General features: G+C 59.8%; 12 protein-coding genes. All 12 read right to left on the reverse strand.

Annotated features, from left to right (window positions below):
• Nucleotides 1–215: 215 nt before the first annotated feature.
• The gene (locus ONB25_11935; protein MDZ7393594.1) at nt 216–1,016 is read right to left on the reverse strand and encodes a hypothetical protein; all 801 of its coding nucleotides are present in this window, start codon (nt 1,014–1,016) and stop codon (nt 216–218) included.
• Nucleotides 1,010–1,828, reverse strand: coding sequence for a hypothetical protein (locus ONB25_11940; GenBank protein ID MDZ7393595.1), 819 nt, complete (start codon nt 1,826–1,828; stop codon nt 1,010–1,012). Before ONB25_11940 ends, ONB25_11935 begins: the two co-directional genes overlap by 7 nt.
• A gap of 22 nt (nt 1,829–1,850) precedes the next feature.
• Complete coding sequence (locus ONB25_11945; protein MDZ7393596.1) at nt 1,851–4,838, reverse strand: BamA/TamA family outer membrane protein; 2,988 nt, start codon at nt 4,836–4,838, stop codon at nt 1,851–1,853.
• A gap of 17 nt (nt 4,839–4,855) precedes the next feature.
• Entirely contained in the window at nt 4,856–8,026 is a 3,171-nt protein-coding gene (locus ONB25_11950) for an FG-GAP-like repeat-containing protein (protein MDZ7393597.1), read from the reverse strand.
• A 116-nt stretch (nt 8,027–8,142) separates the two neighbouring features.
• Complete coding sequence (locus tag ONB25_11955) at nt 8,143–9,201, reverse strand: PorV/PorQ family protein (GenBank protein ID MDZ7393598.1); 1,059 nt, start codon at nt 9,199–9,201, stop codon at nt 8,143–8,145.
• 360 nt (nt 9,202–9,561) lie between these two features.
• Nucleotides 9,562–10,929 (reverse strand): aminomethyl-transferring glycine dehydrogenase subunit GcvPA, encoded by a 1,368-nt coding sequence (gene gcvPA / locus ONB25_11960; GenBank protein MDZ7393599.1) that lies wholly within the window; start codon nt 10,927–10,929, stop codon nt 9,562–9,564.
• 55 nt (nt 10,930–10,984) lie between these two features.
• Entirely contained in the window at nt 10,985–11,362 is a 378-nt protein-coding gene (gene gcvH, locus ONB25_11965; protein ID MDZ7393600.1) for a glycine cleavage system protein GcvH, read from the reverse strand.
• The gene (gene accC / locus ONB25_11970; protein ID MDZ7393601.1) at nt 11,362–12,714 is read right to left on the reverse strand and encodes an acetyl-CoA carboxylase biotin carboxylase subunit; all 1,353 of its coding nucleotides are present in this window, start codon (nt 12,712–12,714) and stop codon (nt 11,362–11,364) included. Before accC ends, gcvH begins: the two co-directional genes overlap by 1 nt.
• Before the next feature lie 56 nt (nt 12,715–12,770).
• Nucleotides 12,771–13,262, reverse strand: coding sequence for an acetyl-CoA carboxylase biotin carboxyl carrier protein (accB, locus tag ONB25_11975; protein ID MDZ7393602.1), 492 nt, complete (start codon nt 13,260–13,262; stop codon nt 12,771–12,773).
• Between the two features lie 176 nt (nt 13,263–13,438).
• Entirely contained in the window at nt 13,439–14,638 is a 1,200-nt protein-coding gene (locus ONB25_11980; GenBank protein ID MDZ7393603.1) for a threonine synthase, read from the reverse strand.
• A 2-nt stretch (nt 14,639–14,640) separates the two neighbouring features.
• The gene (gatB, locus tag ONB25_11985; protein ID MDZ7393604.1) at nt 14,641–16,188 is read right to left on the reverse strand and encodes an Asp-tRNA(Asn)/Glu-tRNA(Gln) amidotransferase subunit GatB; all 1,548 of its coding nucleotides are present in this window, start codon (nt 16,186–16,188) and stop codon (nt 14,641–14,643) included.
• A 14-nt stretch (nt 16,189–16,202) separates the two neighbouring features.
• On the reverse strand, nt 16,203–16,533 hold a 331-nt coding region (locus tag ONB25_11990), incomplete at its 5' end, for an amidase family protein (protein ID MDZ7393605.1).

A 16,533-nucleotide genomic window follows, 5' to 3' on the forward strand; every position in this document is an offset into this window, starting at 1 on the left:
GGGAAAATGAAATCGGAGGAAAGTTTCCTGGGGAAACACTCGCGATCTTCCGGAACAACGAGGAGGCAGCCGCAGGTCAACCTGACCTGGGTCGGCCTGTCCACGGCGACTCTCTTTCAACCCGTACTGCAGGGCACAGTGCAGACGCGGCTACGCAGGCTCATTCCACGGCAGGCTGCCCACAGAGCCTCCGCAAGGAAGGTGGAACTCAGGGGTCAGAAATGGCGCATAACGGTCACGCCTACGCGTGCCCCCGCCGGCGAATAGGCAAAGTCAACATCCACATCTACCATGCTTTGTTTGGGATGCTGCTGTGTGCGTTTAGCCACCCACATGGCGTCGATGGCGCTCACGAGGTGGTTGGCGAGAACCGCGCCTATCAGTAGCACTGAGCGCTGATAGGCTTTGTCTGCACTCACCCGGAGGTGGGCATAGCGGATCCGCTCCACCTCGCTCGGCCAGCGCCAAAAGTAGGCCTCTGTCTCCGGGTAGACCTTCGGAAGGTTTCGATCCCGGAGCATGGCGGCGTTGTAAGCCTCAAGGCTTGGGTAATTGCCTATGTCGACGAAATAGCGGTGGGGCTTGTCTTCCGGATCCACGCCCGCCTTGGCAACTGCGTAGGCGCGATAGTCCTCGGTCCGCCAGTGGCCATAAAGCCGAAAGGACACCACACCAGCCCAGAGCCCTGCTTCTGTGGCGGTGAAAGCCCACCCCCGCGTGCTCGCACCGCACGCACGTTCGCCCAGCCCGGGCAAGAGCAGCGACAGCAGGAAGGCCTTCCCGGGGGAGACCTCCCGTGCAGGCGGCAAGGAACGAGTCAGAGGAAAGAGGTGGTTCGCCCCGGCGCCCCCCAAATCTTGGCGTAAGGTGACCTGCAAACAGGGCTGTGTCCAGCTGGTCGGTGCGAAACGAGGCGGAATGAGTGCGTCCCGTAGTGGGACGCCCTGTGCCTTGGCGGACGTGGTGGAGGCCACCACGAGCGCGGCGATGCTCCACGTCACGACCTTATTCACCATGCCACCTGTAGATTGAGAGCATAGTCGCCTGTCGCTGGCACCGGCACAATGCGCAGCGAGGTGCGCACGGTGCGTCGGTTATGCCGCGACACAGTCCAGGCCGCGTCCAAGGCGCTTAGGCCATGGTTAGCAAGCGCCACCATTTGGCAGGCTGCGGCTTTCTTGTACGCCTTGTTGCTATTGTCGCGAAGAGTCTCATAGTAATCCCGCCGAGCGGAATCGCGACCGCGAGGGGTGTTGGTGTCGTCCCAGCCGATGTTGAACTGATCGTACTTGCCAATCATCTCGTAGTATTGCTGGTCCTTCTGTTCGTGCAGGAAGTGGCTAAAATGCTCCCGCTCCCATTCGCGCAACGCGGCCATGTCGGTCAAAGGCCGCCCCGATTCCAGGGCAATCCACGCCCAGTACTCCTCTTCGCGCCAGTGGGTATCAGCAAACTGGCGGAACTGCGTCTTGATCCGGTCCCCTTCTTTATCCCAATGCGCGTAGAGGGTCCAGCTGGTCACCTCGGCAACCAAGAAGCCCAGTGCCTTCCAGTAGCTACCTGCGTACAGTTGACCTGCACCCGGCACCACACCGGACGCCACCGCCGCCAATACGCCTGACTTGGCTCGTGGGGAGGCAGATTCCTCAGACTGAGGTATGCTCTCCACTCTCCACCATGCACCCCCTAAGGCCAAGTCATTGTCCGCCATTCCCGGCGCATGGTAGAGAATAGATGGACCAAGTCGAGGCGACTGGGCACCTGCGGTGTGCGCAAAGACAAACGCCACACACCAGAAGGCCCCTATAGCCATTCTTGTGCGACTCATGATGCGGATCACCTCCTGGTTCCTACTCCCAAAACGCAAACGTGAGGCCGCAATGGTAACGCCATTCCCGACCGTGAGTCTGCGCCGTGGACACGTTGATGAAGCGGTCCATCCCATAGGCGGCACTTAGCCAGAAGCGCGTCGGGTAGCCATAGAAGGAGAAGGCCTCCACCCGGACTTCTACGCCCACGTCCCGCTTGAAGTCGCTCCACCGCGGCGCACCATTGAACGCATCACCCCAATCGGCAAACACACCGCCGTAGACCTTGTCCAATGTTAGGTGCAGAATTTTGCGTTTGATGCTCCTGGCCACCGGAAAACGGTAGGTAACGCTGGACACCGCCATCTTCCGCCCTTCGATGCTGTAGTAGGAGTAACCACGCATGCCGTCCAGGCCGCCGGCGAAGAAGTTGAAAAAGCTATCCACGGGCCGATCGATATACCCAAGGCGCACGCGCAGCCCTAAGGCATGGCGGGTGAGAGGCATCCGCAGGTATTCCTGCCAGTCCAGCTGCAGCGAATTGTAGTTGTATGGAGTGTACTTTTCCTGCACGGTTCCGTAAGGGTTGTCGGTGGAAAAGTCCTCGAAAAACTTGTTGAATTCGTAGCGGTAGGCTAGCCGCACCTTCCGTCCGGCTGCTGGCGCAATCTCGCTGTCCATGGCCCGCCGAACGAGATCTGCCTCAAGGTCGAATCCGAGCCGATTGCCAATGAAGTAGGTGTTGGCCGGCGACCACCAACGCCGGTTCTGGAAGTAGAAATCGGCGATTTTGCTCGTGTACTCCGCGTGCGAGAAGACGGGCCGGACCATCAGAGCGTCAAACAACCAGTATCGAGCTCCGATCTCAGCTTCTAAAACGTTGAACCGCAGCTTCACTGGCAACAAGGGTTCTCCCTGCAGAATCTCGATGCGCTCGTCCATGTGCAGCGAAAAGGAGTACAGCTCGACGAAGATCGTGGGCGCGAAGCGCCGGTACTCGAAGATCGCGAAGGCATCAAAGTCGCGCGCCGTGTTGATGCCGAACCCTCCCAGCAACGAGTAGCGGTCGAGCATATCAGAAGAGTAGAAATAGCTCCCTGCTTTCACTCGCCCATAGTCAACCATGACCCTAGGCAAAAGTGCGAGCTGGGTGTAGGTCATGCGATACGGCCGTGCGGCCAGCGAAGGGTCGGTCCCATCCACGTGCTCCACGCTGGCCCGAGGCGGAGAATCTCCTTCAAGGTCTGGTTTGACTAAAGAAAGGACCGCCACGGGTGGCTGCGGCAGGGTGTCCAGGACTGCGATCTTGTACCCATCTGACGCGAAGGAGGAATAAACCAACCTGCCTGTACCATGCACATGGGGCATGAAGGCGCCGCCCTCAACGTTCGTCACCTGCTCCACGCTGCTGCCGAGGCAGTCAGTCCGGTAAATGTTGAAGATGCCGGTGCGATCCCAGCTGAAGTAGATCCATTCTCCGTCAGGGGAGAAAACCGGGTCCCGGGCGTCGCCTTGATTGAGAAGCACACGGGTCGCGCCTGTGGCCACATCCATGATCACGATCCCCCGGCCGTGGGGCTTTCCGGTTGCGAACACGATGTGTTTTCCGTCTGGGGCCCAGCGCGGACCAAAGATGGTCTCACCACCATGGTTAGAGGTAAGAGGAGTCAATGATGACCCATCTGCACGCATGGTGTAGAGATTGTCGGTGCCGTCTCTGCCGACGACGAAAGCAATGGTAGTCCCATCAGGGGACCAGTCGGGGTCGCGGGTGCGGAGACCTGTGGTAAGGCGCGTTTCGCGCTTGCGCGTCAGGTCGTACACATGCAGGTCCCACAACCGCGAGCCGTGGGCGCATAGGCGTCGCCGGGCGTAGACGAGCCGCGTCCCATCCGGGGACCAGGAGACCTTGCCCTGCACCCCTTGGGCAACGGCAGTAACCCGTGAAGAACTCCCCTCCTGCACGAAGAGGGCTGTCTGGCTCAAGTAGTCGCGGGCGCCCACTCCCACGTATGCGAGGAGTTTGCCATCCGGCGACCAGACAGGGTGCACGTTGTAGATGCCCTGGCTTACCACCACCTTTCCCGCAACCGGACGCGCCCGCACCGGAGCTAGCTGTGCCTCATAGCGCTCATTCAACCATCTAACCCAATCCGCGTAGAGCTCTTTCTCCGTTAGCCCAAGTACGCTTTGCACCGCACCGTTCATAGACACGTGCCAAGGTCGGCGCAGTGCCGCACACAAACGCGCCAGAGCTCCTTCCCCATACCGCTGGGCGATGTACATGACCAGGGCATAACCCTGGTTGTAGACCCGTTCGTTACCAATGCTGTTGTTGCCGAATACGCCCATGGCATCCAAAGAGAGCAGTTCGCCACCCGTCACCGCCGTACGCAGCAGCATATCGCGATGCGCATCCCAGCTGTCGTGACCCAAAGAGGCTCGCTGATACTGAGCCATGCCTTCGGCGAACCACATTGGCACTATGGTCATGGGTAAAGGGTAGGAAACGATGCGGTCTGGAAAACCAAGCACCACGTCGGGGCGCCGTTCGTCCTCGCGGCCAACCGCCTGGAAGTAGAACGCTGGCACGCGACGGGATATCTTGCGTGTAGCCCCCAAGCTTACTAGATGGCAGAATTCGTGCGTGACCACGTTGGGGACCCAGGCATGCGTCCCACGCAGGTCAAAATCCATCGGCGGTGCCCAAATTTCTACCTTGTTGTCGTAGTAGTATGCCGCCCCATTGGAATTGTCGTCATAGTCTTTGATGATAAAGTGAACCTTCCCATCGGGACGATATCCGTACAGCTCCGTGACCGGGCTATAGATCTGTTCGGCAACGCGCGCCACCTCGCGGGCAGTGCGTTCCGCCCCCTCGTGAAAGTGCACCGCAAAGTGCTCCGTCTCCAGGGTGAACCAATCCAACTCAGGGTGGTTGTACTCCCCCTGCTGGCTGTGCGTGGTTCCCACAGCTATAACCAAGGCAGCAAGAACGAAGAGAAGCCAATTGTGTCCCGGCCGTTTCACCTTAGCTGGCTGCCGCTCTATTTGACCACCGCTATTCTGACCAATTCGACCTGTGTGCTATTGCCTTTGGTGGCCTCAACTCTGCCCAGGTACACACCCGCTTGCACCTGGCCAACATTCCAGGGCACCTCGTTATCTCCCATGGCATAGCGCGTTCCCTCCAACTCGGCGACTAATTCTCCGGTCAGGTCGTACACCCGAATATTCACCCGGTCCACCGGCTCGACAAGCTGGTAGCGAAGAAACACCTTATCGCCAGTACTGGGATTGGGGTAGCAGTACACAGAGCGGCTGGCAAACAGGCGCCCAGCCTTTTGCCGCGGCTGGGAGGGTGCAAGCAGGACTCCTTGATGGCACGCGTCTGCGCGATACTGCGGCCAGGGTAGGGAGGCAGATTCGACCCTTCTTGCTGGCGACCACGCGTAGAGGAAACCATCCTGGCTCAGAGCGACGACCTCTGCGCTACCGTCGCCGTCCAGATCGCAGAGGAGCGGGGTAAATGCTGCCGCGCCCCCCATTGAAAAACTCAACTCTGGCACCAGGCCTCCGCCCAGCTTGACTCCCACTATGCCTGTGCCCGGCACGTAGGCCACCATTTCGGCGATGCCGTCTCCGTCCAAGTCTCCTGCCACTGGCGGGGAGGCCGCGTAGCCGCTCTGCTCAGGGCTAAGGAAGGATAGCCACAGATCGTTCGCAATGACCCCCGTGGCTTCAAATCCGTACAGCCCCGTGGAGCTTGCAACCCCGACTTCCGGGAGCCCGTCTCCGTCAAAATCAGCCGCAGCCGCTCCGGGCAAGAGCTGGCCATGGACCTGTCCTGGGCCGGCGAGAAGCTTCCCGTCATCCAGGCGGAGCGCAAAGACCAGGCCTTCGGCGCGCACAACAACGACCTCAAGGAGGCCGTCGCCATCGACGTCTGCAAGCACCGGCTCGCTCCTTTCCCCAATCCCCGGGGCGGGGGTAAACCACTGGATAGCCCCGAGACCATCTAGAGCTGCCACACCTCCACCGGCCGAGGTACCAACGACACGCTGACCATCCCATGCAAGACCTGTTACCGCCTCGGAAAATAGGGCGATGGCCCATCCCTCCACCAATTGCTCTGCCCGCCAGGAGAACGCGTGAAGCACGCCATCAGCCGTGCCCACAAACACGCAGGGGTCATGACCAGGAGCAAGAAGCAAGTCAGAAGTGGGGGCGCCTCTGAAGCTCGCCTTGGCCAGTAGGTCAGCCCTGCCATCGTGGTCCTCGTCAGTCACCCGCCAAACCAAGACCTCCCCTTTGCTACAGCAGGCCACGACATCCACGCTGCCGTCACCGTTTATGTCGCCGAGCGCCGGGGAATGGGCAATGGGTGACTCCACCTCAGCGAAAAGCGCCACGGGATACCACACCGTGTCACCGTGCAGCGTCACGAGGCCACTCCTCTCCGGGTTGGCTATTACCTTCTGACCGTTCCCGTACCAGGCGAACACCGCGTGTGCGGTCGCCGCCACAAGAAGTGCTGTTCCTCTGCCTGCGCTCAATGGCGCGGCGGCTAGCCCGGTGACGTCCCTGTTCACTCCTATGAACTGCGGGAACCCCGTTACCAAGGCCTCGTGGCGCAGGTCAAAGCTCATGACCGAATCCGACAAAGAGAACCCCGACAGGGTGATCCTGGTGTCGGCGCCGCTGTAAGCACGACTATTGGGCATAGTGGAGGGCCCGAACACCACTTCCGCGGACGAATTGGCCCGCTTGTGGGACTCGTTCTCGGCCCACCACGGGTCCCAGTAGTCCCCTGCGTCATAGCCAAAGGTGGGGAATCCAAAGTAGTAGCCGATATCCTGCGCCGCGTCGCATTCTTCCAGGTCCACGCCACGGTGTTCGGGGTTTACATTGACGCGGTTGTCCGCGTACCCTGCTTCAATAACCCTCTCGTCCACATGCCAAATCAGGATGCCGGAACCAGGCAGGCCGAAATCGTACTCATCCACCTGAACGATCGTCCCTGCCCACCCGACGGGAAGGAGGCGCCCGTCTTCTAGGATTTCGACACGCTGGCCTTTTGCGTCCCGACAAACCACCCTGCCATCGCGATTGGCGTCGCGCTGACGGTTCTCAACCAAGAAGTACTCCTTGGGGTTGATAGGGATCTTGTAAATGCGGGGAGCACCTTTGGCCAGCGCCGAGCCCACCCGGACGCCTTGCTGGTTGCCACGTAACTCAACGGCCTCCTCCCAGCCGAGAAAGACTTTGGACCAGGCACACGGCTGGGCGGGCACCAGACCCTGCAGATTCATCGACCCCTGGTCCATGAGCCCCCAGCGCCCAATAGCCGGGCGGTTCTTGTCCGTATCGTTCAGGCTCGGCAGGCCCAGCTGCGCGCCAAAAAGCATAGCCATGGGGCCTAATAGACCAATCTCGTACCCCTCCTGGCTTTCCGTCTCAGGCAGAATAATGCCCTCTTGGACAAAGTGGGTTCCCTGGTTGACTGGGATGCCGCGATAGGCTGGGTCTCCATTGCCGAGTGTGGCCCGCAGCGTGCCCAGATTCACAAAGGCCGACTGAATGTCATAAGGCGTTGGGTCAAGGTCCAACTCAAAGTCTGCCCCCACTCCAGCGTGAAACACAATGCAGCAATCGAACTGACTGAAGTCGATGGCGTGTGTGCTGTCTGCGGTCTGCACCGCATCGGCAAGGAGGCGAGACCACCCCATTTCTTTACCAGACGCGTCGCCGGAGCCGCTGTAGAACTTCATGTCGTGCGGGAGACGGTAGCTGGACTCTTCCGCTAGTGGATAAATCTCCCAGCTGAGCGTGAGCTTGCCGTTGGACACGGTGCGGTAATAGTGGGCAAGAGCCCGCAACTGGTTATCGAAGTAGGTACGATTGTGGGGCGGCGGATTGATCGCTTCGGTGGATGAGGTGCGGAGGTCAAAGGTGCCGTCGCCTGAGGTCGTGGCCAATTCGTCAGGTTGAAACTCGACCCGCAGCACGAGCACGTGCATCTGTCGCGTGCCACGTGCATGAACTGGGAGACCGGCGAGGTCACTCTGTGAAGGCCCCAACACGGCTAGCTGCGGCCGCGGCACCGGTGAGCCAGCCATCAAACTCTGTCCGGCGGCGCCCAGCAGCAGCATCGCCAACAATGCGCCGATGCTCTCCCTTTCCCACCTCACGTACAATCGGCTCCTTATCTTGGTCACCTGAGAGCACTCTTCTTCGGCCCGAGGAGATTCAAAAAAGGCAAGCCGGGAGCCAGCCCAGAAGGATCCGGCCCCTTTGCTTGCCCATGTGGTTGTGCGTCAATGTCCGTGGCCGGCTAAAAACCAATGGTCAGGGAGAAACGCATGGTCCCCGCAAGGGGGTGTCCTTCTGCCGCGGCCACGTAACCAAAATCAAAACGGTACAATGAATACTGGATCCCGGCGCCAAAGCTGGGGAACTTGACTTTGCCCAGCTCATCATAGTGGTATCCCGCGCGGAGGGCGATCAAGTTCGCGTACCAGTACTCGACTCCAGCGCCGATGATCCACTCCTTCAGTTCTTCACTGAACGAGTCATCTGTCCAGGAGGTAAAGAGTGCCTTGTAGAAAGGATCGGAAGTACCGTCTTTGTACCGGCGTACCAGTTCTTTGTCACCCTGAACTGCTAACGTCAGCCGGTTGTATTCGGTGTCCACTAAACGATAGGAAGCGCCCAGTGACAAGTTGGTGGGCAGAGGGTCCGCTTGGTCCGCGTCGACGTAAGTTATCTTGGGTCCCATGTTAGAGAGGTTAGCGCCCAAGGACAACCCGCGCAACCAGGGCGCCTTGTACAATGCCGAGAGGTCCATAGAGAATCCGGTTGCCTTGCCCGGGTCCTTTGCAGCACCAATCGGCACATCCGCAAGGGAGGAACGGATATAGCGCATGCTAAGTCCTAATCCCAGGTTCTCATTGAGCAAGGTAGCATAGTGCGCCGACACGGCGAATTCATAGCTCGTAAAGCGCCCCAACTCTTCTGGCCCTTCTTCTCCGGTCCAGATCTGCTCCCCATAGTTGATGTAGGTGACGTTGAACCCGAAGGTCCCGAGTCCCTCGATGGGAAGGCGGAAGGCGCCGAATTCATAAAAGAGGTCATCGGCGAGCTGAGGGAGCCATTTCGCGTGCATCAAGCTAATCTCCCTGCCCTTCTGGAAGGCCAGTCCGGCGGGATTCCAGAAGACTGCCGTGGCATCGTCGGCTACGGCGCAGAAGGACTCTCCCATGCCCGCAGCCCGCGCTCCAGGGGCGATGCGCAAGAACAGCACCGCCGATTTGCTTACACCCCCAGCGGCCGCCTGTCCGGCGAAAACCGCGAGGGCCAGTGCCATCATGCAGACAGCAATTGTCTTCTTCATCGCTCAGACCTCCTCAATCATTTTCAGACTCCCGGCCACCACCCATCGCCTCCCGGCATAGCCACGCATGCGTAACGGTAAAACAACAAACGCCGAATGAACTCGCTGGCCTGCACCCGTGCAGCCACCACCTCATGACATTCGGCGCCAAAAAAGAAAGAGTTCGCCGCCGGTCAGTGAATTTGTACTCCGCCCCCTCACCTGGGCAGACAAGCAGCCCTTACAAAAGTACAATATTCGGGTACAGACCTGGTAGCAAACTCTCTCTAGGCATGCTCCTTCATGTTTTGTGATGCAAATTTACAAATTTGGCAGGAAAAAGTCAAGCCTTTTTGTGCCAAAGTTGCCGAGTTGTGCCGCTCAAGCCTTTGCACGGGTGCATTCACGGAGGGCGGCAACTAACCCATCCATCTCCTTCTTTGTCCGCTTTTCGGTGACCGCGATCAAAAGGCAATTGCTCAGCGCCGCCTCATATCGCCCCAGCGCCAGCCCAGCCAAAATTCCTTTCTTGCTCAACGTTTCGACTATCTCATCTGCTGGAACCGGAGTCTCCACCACAAACTCTTTGAAGAAAGGCCTGCCGAACTTGAGTCGAAACCCTGGCACCTTGGCAATCTCTGCAGCCAGGTAATGGCTCTTTTGCACACAGAGATTGGCCACTGCACGCAAGCCGTGCTTGCCCATCAGCGCCAAATAGACCGTGGCCGCTAGCGCTACCAGGGCCTGATTGGTACAGATGTTTGAGGTGGCCTTCTCCCGCCTAATGTGCTGCTCACGTGTCTGGTACGTGAGCACATAGCCCGTGCGCCCTTCGGTATCCACGGTTTGGCCCGCAATCCTGCCGGGCATGCGGCGTACCAGCTCCTGTCGCGCCGCAAATATCCCTAGGTAAGGCCCGCCATAGCTCAAGGGCACTCCCAGGGGTTGCCCTTCCCCGGTGGCGATATCTGCACCGTAGGCACCCGGTGGCTGCAAAAGCCCCAAGGAGATGGGGTCATTTGAGGTGATGAACAGCGCACCGGCCTGATGCGTCACGGTGGCCAGCTCAGCCACATCCTCCAAGCAGCCGTAGAAGTTGGGGTGTTGGACAATCACCCCTGCGGTCTTTTCACTGATGAGGCCCCTCAGATTGTCCACCTCGGTTGCCCCGTCCTCCAGATCGACAAAGTGTACTTCAATCCCCTGGCCATGGCAGTACGTGCGTATCGCCTCGATGTAGAACGGATTGACCGCTCGCGACACCAATATCTCGCGTCGCTGTGTATGATTGAAGGCGAGGAGGGCAGCTTCGGCCAATGCAGAGGCACCGTCATACATGGAGGCGTTAGAGGCATCCATGCCGGTGAGCATGCACACCATGCTCTGATACTCGTAAATGGCCTGCAATGTGCCCTGGCTCACTTCGGGCTGGTATGGCGTATAGGCGGTATAGAATTCTGGGCGCGAGGTGATGTGCCCGACTGCTGCGGGCACGAAGTGGTCATAGGCGCCTCCACCGAGGAAACAGGTGGCCTGGCCCGTGGTCGTATTCTGCTCTGCCAGGTCCGTCAGCAACCGCGTTACCTCGTACTCCGAAAGGGGTTCGGGCAGAGAAAGTGGACCCTTCAGGCGAAGATGCTCTGGGATGGGGGCCAACAACTCGACAAAGTCCTTCACGCCAATCGCTTTGAGCATCTCGGCTCGTTGTTCTTCGGTGGAAGGGAGTAGATGCGTAAAAGTGCGCTTCATCGTCCGGTATCCTCAGGTGGCTTCAGAGCAGTGAACCGAACATACCTTGGCGTGGCTACGAGATTTGAGCCTGGTAGGCCTCCGGGCTCAGCAAATTGCGCAATTCGGCCTTGTCCGCTATTTTGATCTTGATCATCCAGCCTTCGCCATACGGGTCGGTGTTTACCGCCTCCGGCTTGTCGCTCAGAGCCTCGTTGACCTCCACCACCTGTCCACTCACCGGGGCATAGAGATCGCTGACAGCCTTCACGGCCTCGATGGTGCCAAATGGTTCCGCCTGCTTGGTCTGGGCCCCGACTGCCGGAAGTTCCACGAATACCACATCGCCCAGCTCTCCAGCGGCAAACGCGGTAATCCCGACCGTCCCGATGTCACCATCAACCCGCAGCCACTCGTGATCCTTGGTGTACAGCAGCTCCTTTGGGACGTCCATCACATTCCTCCTTTCTTTTCGAATTGCTCGAGAAACTTAGTTGAATAGTGCCCTCTACGGAAATCAGGGTCCCGCATGATGCGCTTGTGTAAGGGGATGGTAGTCTTGACCCCCTCGATCACGAACTCTTCCAGTGCCCACTCCATGCGCCCTATAGCTTCCTCCCGGTTGTGGCCGTGGGTGATGACCTTTGCGATCAGCGAATCGTAAAAGGGGGGGATTTGGTATTGGGCATAGGCGTGGGTGTCCACGCGAATCCGCGGCCCACCTGGTGTGTGGAGGCCGGTGATTCTGCCCGGGGAGGGCCGAAAATTGGCATCAGGGTCCTCAGCGTTGATGCGGCACTCGATGGCATGACCCCGCAGGTGATATTCGCCGATGCGCTTGTCGAGCTTGGCGCCAGCGGCCAGGCGAATCTGTTCTTTCAACAGGTCAATGCCAATGACCATCTCGGTGACCGGGTGCTCCACCTGGATACGAGTGTTCATTTCCATGAAGTAGAACTGGCCGTCCTCGTCAAGAAGGAACTCGATAGTGCCGGCGCTGCGGTACTGAGCTGCCTTGGCCCCACGGAGAGCGGCCCGGCTCATCTTGGCCCGCAGCCGGCTATCAACTGCAGGAGATGGTGACTCCTCGATCAGTTTCTGGTGTTTGCGCTGAATGGAGCACTCACGCTCCCCCAGGCTCACCACAGTGCCGTAACTATCACCCAACACTTGCACTTCAATGTGCCGAGGGTTTTCGAAGTATTTTTCAATGTAGACCTGGGGGTTACCAAAGGCAGACTCCGCTTCGCTGCGCGCCGTCAAGTAGGCATTCTCGAAATCCTGACGCCTGCGCACGATGCGCATGCCTCGCCCGCCACCGCCCGCGACCGCTTTTATGATTATTGGATATCCGATCTCCTCGGCGATCCGCAGTGCCTCGCGCTTGTCGTTGACAGTGCCATCACTGCCCGGGATGACCGGCACACCCGCCTTGGCCATCGTCCTCTTCGCCTCCGCCTTGTCGCCCATCAAGGCGATGGTCGCCGCCGACGGGCCGATAAAGGCGATGCCTGAGCTTTCACAGATCTCGGCAAAGTGTGGATTCTCGGCCAGAAAGCCATAGCCCGGGTGGATGGCATCGGCATTGGTGACCTCAGCGGCGGCGATAATGCGCGGGATGTTCATGTAGCTCTGGTGGCCAGGAGGGGGCCCAATGCAGACCGCCTCGTCGGCAAAACGCACGTGAAGTGAATCGGCATCTGCCTCGGAATACACTGCTACGGTGGCAATGCCCAATTCCTTGCAGGCGCGAATCACGCGCAGCGCGATTTCTCCGCGGTTGGCTATGAGGATCTTCTTGAACACCGCCTCGGCTCCGCCTCTACCAGTTCGATCCGGTACCCAATCTCGTGCCGAGTCCCTCACAGCAACTGTACTTGAAAGAGAGGCTGGCCGTACTCCACCGGCTGCGCGTTCTCCACCAGGATTTTGAGAATCTTGCCCGAGACCTCCGACTCGATTTCGTTCATCAGCTTCATCGCCTCGATGATGCACAGCACCTTTCCTGGGGAGATGATGTCGCCCACTTCCACATAGGGCTCTGCCTCGGGTGACGGGCGACGATAGAAGGTGCCCACCATCGGGGATTTGATTTCGATGATGTCCTGCGCGGGAGGCGTGACCGGCTGGGGAGCTGCCTCCTGAGTCGGCAACGCGGCAGGTGCCTGAGCTGGCGGTAGCGGGGACTCAACGACGACCGTTGTCTCCGGCCGCGCTGGTACCGCAGGCGAGGGGCGGTGGTCCAAGACCGTCTTCCGAATCCGCACGCTCTTTCCCCAGGAGGAGATCTCCAGCTCCTCGATGTCGCTCTCTTCGACGAGCTTGATCAGTTTGCGTAGCTTTGCCTCTTTCATCCTGCCTCCAGAACAAAGACGCACGACGCCCCCTGGAGCAAAAAAGGCCGTCGCCGCGGCGGCCATCGCTCACCCGCTCCCCGTCTTCCACTCCTGGACCGACTCTGCGAGCGCCAAGTGCTTGCCAATTTAGAAAAAGAAATCAACTTTGTCAATACTTTTTCCGCACCCCAGGCTCATGCCGGTTCTGCGGACGTGACCGACCCTAGGACCTCTGCGTACTTCATCCCAGAGCCGGTATTGAAGAGCACCACGTGTTCATCTTTCCTAATCCACCCCTGGGACACCAGCTGCTTGCAGGCGGCCCAGGTGGCAGCCCCTTCTGGGCAGGCAAAGAGTCCCTCCTGGCACGCCAGCTCCCGAAGTGCCTGCACAATTGCCCGGTCATCAACGGCTATGGCCGTGCCGTTGCTCTCTCGCAGCACCCGCAACATGAGAAAATCGCCGATCGCCTGAGGAACGCGAAGCCCCAGTGCCACGGTCTGCGCCTGAGGCCACGCTTCGGCGCGCTCTGCACCTGCTCGAAAAGCCGAAACAATGGGCGCGCACCCCTTCGCCTGTACCGCCACCATGCGCGGCAGCGAACCCCTCAACCACCCTAACTCGCAGAGTTCCTGAAATGCCCTCCACATACCCACCAAGCCAGTACCCCCACCTGTCGGATAAACGATCACCTCGGGCAGCTGCCATTCAAACTGCTCCGCCAACTCATACCCCATCGTTTTCTTGCCTTCCAGGCGATAGGGCTCTTTGAACGTAGAAAAATTAAACCACCCCTCCTCTGCTTGGCGCTCCTGCACTGCCCGGCCACAATCACTAATGAGGCCATCTATTAGGTGGACAGTGGCTCCGTAGAGACGGCATTCCATTTTGAACATCTCGGGCACATCCGCAGGCATGAACACATCCACGCGCAGGCCCACGCGTGCAGCGTAGGCGGCTAGGGCGCCGCCAGCGTTGCCGGCCGAAGGGATGGCACCCCTAGTCACCCCCAGCTCCCGCGCCTTCGAGACGGCCACAGCCAGACCCCGCGCCTTGAACGACCCTGTGGGATTTTGCCCTTCGTCTTTGACGAAGAGGTTGCTCAGGCCCACTGAGGCGCCGAGTCGCCTGAGCTTGAAAAGAGGCGTACCCCCTTCGCCCAGGCTCACCACATGGTGGGCCTCTTGTACCGGCAAAAGCTCATGGTAGCGCCACACACCTGGTGGCCGCGAACGCCACACCTCGGGCCGCAAGCGTCGCCGCGCGGCTTGCAAGTCATATTCTGCCAACAGGGGGGAGCCGCAGCGACAAAGATTCAGGACCTGATCGCTCGGATAGGCCGCCCCACACCGCGCGCAGCGCAGCATCTGCAGGAAAGTCACGTGTGAATCCACTGTCAGCCCTCTGACGGTTTCTCTGGTGTGCCCGTGGTACCGCCCCGGTTAAGGCGCTCTTTCAGCAGAGCCATGACCTCACCCGGGTCGACAACGCCCTGAAGTCGCCGCATGACCTCGCCCATGAAGAAACCGAGCAGTTGGGACTTGCCTTGCGCGTACCGGGCCACGAGCTCCGGGTGAGCACCAAGCACTTCCTCGATGACGCCAACACTTTCCTCGCGCGCGACAGCAGGCAGACTGTGGAGCACTTCATGCACCGTGCCCCCGGCGGCCAAGGAAGGGAGCACCCTGCGAGCGGCATAGTCGCTTAGCGCACCTTTCTTCACCTGCACCAGCAAATCGGCGAGGGACGCGGCCGGTACCGGCATAAGTCCTTCAGGCAGGCCCAGCTCCTTTGCCAGACGGAGCAGAGGGCCGAGTAGCCAATTACAGACCAGCTCGGGCGCCTTCACGACGGCAGTGACCTCTTCAAAGTAGTCCGCCACCGGAGCATGGTCCGTCATCTGGTAGGCCCGTTCCGCCGGCAAGCCGTATTGCTCCTGAAAGCGTTGCATACGGGCATGAGGGAGCTCAGGTAACTCGCGGCGCAACTTGGCCAACAAGAGCCTACTGATGCGCACCGGCGGCAAGTCCGGCTCGGGACAGTACCGATAGTCATGGGCATACTCTTTTGCCCGCATCACTACCAGGCGCTGTGCCCTGGCATCCCAGCCGAGTGTCTGGTGAGCCACGGTTTTGCCCTGGCGGCACAGGTTCAGCTGCCGCGCCATCTCCAAGGTCAAGGCCCGCTCCACTGCCCGCAGGGAATTGAGGTTCTTGATCTCCGTGGGCTGCCCGAGGGAACTATTGCCACGCCTGCGCACCGAGATATTGGCGTCGCACCGCAGACTGCCTCGCTCCATGTGACCGTCGCAAATACCCAGGAAGCGGACAATGCGGCGCAACTCTGCCACCAAGGCTGCCGCCTGCCTCGGGGAGCGGACCTCCGGCTCGGTGACCACCTCCGCCAAAGGTACACCGCAGCGATTCATGTCCACCAAAGTTTCATCCTCGCCGACGTAAAGCTCCGCGTGCACGGATCTCCCCGCGTCCTCCTCAAGGTGGATATGCCGCAGTCGCACGGCGTGGCGCATGCCATCAATTTGGAATTCCACTGCGCCTCCCCGACAGAGAGGCGTCCAGTACTGGGTGATCTGGTACCCCTTTGGTAGGTCCGGGTAAAAGTAATGCTTGCGGGCAAAACGGCAATGGCTGTCGATTTCTGCGCCTAAGGCAAGACCAAGACGCAGGGCATACTCCAAGGCCCGCCGGTTCAGCACGGGCAGCGCACCCGGCAGCCCAAGACAGACAGGGCAAACTTCCGAGTTGGGAGGTGCCCCGAACGCGGTGCTACACCCGCAGAAGAGCTTGCTCGCAGTGGACAGTTGAATGTGAACTTCGAGCCCAATGCTCGGCACATAGTCACTGGTTCCGATCGGCTCCCCTTCCCTGTCTTCGGTGGGTTGGCCATCGAGACCGTCGGGAAAGGTCTCGAAGTTGTCACTCACTGGTGCTCCGCCCTTCATTGTCCGTGCGCGAAGAGCTGGCCGGCTGTAAGTTCTACTGCCCGGGCCACGCGGAGTAATGTTGCCTCGTCGAAGTACCTGCCGATCACCTGCAGGCCGATAGGTAGCCCATTTCTGTCCTTCCCACAGGGCACCGAAATCGCAGGGAGCCCGCAGAGGCTGGGTGACACAGTGTAGACGTCGGACATGTACATGGTCAGCGGGTCTTGGGTGCGCTCGCCAAGCCCAAAAGCGGTGGTGGGAGATGTGGGGGTGACAACGCAATCCACCTTTCGGAAGGCCTGCGCAAATTCTTCGCGTAGCAGCGAGCGGACGCGCTGGGCTTTG

Source organism: candidate division KSB1 bacterium (assembly GCA_034506335.1).
Lineage (GTDB): Bacteria > Zhuqueibacterota > Zhuqueibacteria > JANLFK01 > Oleimicrobiaceae > Oleimicrobium.

What these genes read in the sequence shown, in the direction of transcription:
- ONB25_11955 (MDZ7393598.1), bottom strand. Translation starts at nt 9,201, where the DNA reads ATGAAGAAGACAATTGCTGTCTGCATGATGGCACTGGCCCTCGCGGTT.
- gcvH (MDZ7393600.1), bottom strand. Translation starts at nt 11,362, where the DNA reads ATGGACGTCCCAAAGGAGCTGCTGTACACCAAGGATCACGAGTGGCTG.
- ONB25_11935 (MDZ7393594.1), bottom strand. Translation starts at nt 1,016, where the DNA reads ATGGTGAATAAGGTCGTGACGTGGAGCATCGCCGCGCTCGTGGTGGCC.
- gcvPA (MDZ7393599.1), bottom strand. Translation starts at nt 10,929, where the DNA reads ATGAAGCGCACTTTTACGCATCTACTCCCTTCCACCGAAGAACAACGA.
- ONB25_11940 (MDZ7393595.1), bottom strand. Translation starts at nt 1,828, where the DNA reads ATGAGTCGCACAAGAATGGCTATAGGGGCCTTCTGGTGTGTGGCGTTT.
- accB (MDZ7393602.1), bottom strand. Translation starts at nt 13,262, where the DNA reads ATGAAAGAGGCAAAGCTACGCAAACTGATCAAGCTCGTCGAAGAGAGC.